Below are 701 nucleotides of genomic sequence, written 5' to 3' on the forward strand. Positions count from 1 at the left end.
CGGGTCAATGATTACCTGCATCTGGTCAAGCGGGGACACAACACCCCCTCGGATTCCTACTTCAAGTTTACCGTCTATGCCCTTCGCTTCGCCTATCGGATCGAGGGTATGAAAGACAAGCGGATTGAGCTTCCCACGATTAAGCGGAGCAAAAAGCTTCCCGTAGTCCTGAGCCAGGAGGAAGTTCGCAAACTGCTCAAAGCTCCCAATCTGCTCAAGCACCGCGTGCTGATCGGCCTGCTGTACGGCTGTGGGCTTCGCTGCTTTGAAGTCCGGAATCTGAAAATTGCCGACTTGGATTTTGACCGGAAAGTACTTCACGTGAAGGATGGCAAAGGCAAGAAAGACCGCTACGTCCCCTTGGCGGATATCCTGATCCGGGGGCTGAAAGCCTATCTGGAGGCTGAGCAGCCTCATATCTGGGTGTTCAACAGTGCCGATCGGGAGATCAAAGGCCGTGCGGGCGGGGATTTCGACTCCCGCTATTCCCAGCGGGGTGTACAGTGGGCGGTGAATGAAGCCAAAAAGAAAGCCGGGATCCAAAAGCCGATGAATGTGCATACGCTCAGACACACCTTTGCCACGCATCTGCTGGAAGAGGGGCTGGACATTCTGACGATCAAAGATCTGTTGGGTCATGAGTCCATCGATACCACGATGATCTACCTTCATGTAGCCCAGACCGACAAGTGCCGTGCCTT

General features: G+C 54.2%; 1 protein-coding gene. It reads left to right on the top strand.

All coding sequences use genetic code 11. The features are described 5' to 3' along the window. Window positions 1-701, top strand: a 701-nt coding sequence (locus AAA942_RS20205) for a tyrosine-type recombinase/integrase (RefSeq protein WP_338222122.1), incomplete at both ends; no start/stop codon positions are given.

It is taken from the genome of Algoriphagus sp. oki45, assembly GCF_036245605.1.
Lineage (GTDB): Bacteria > Bacteroidota > Bacteroidia > Cytophagales > Cyclobacteriaceae > Algoriphagus.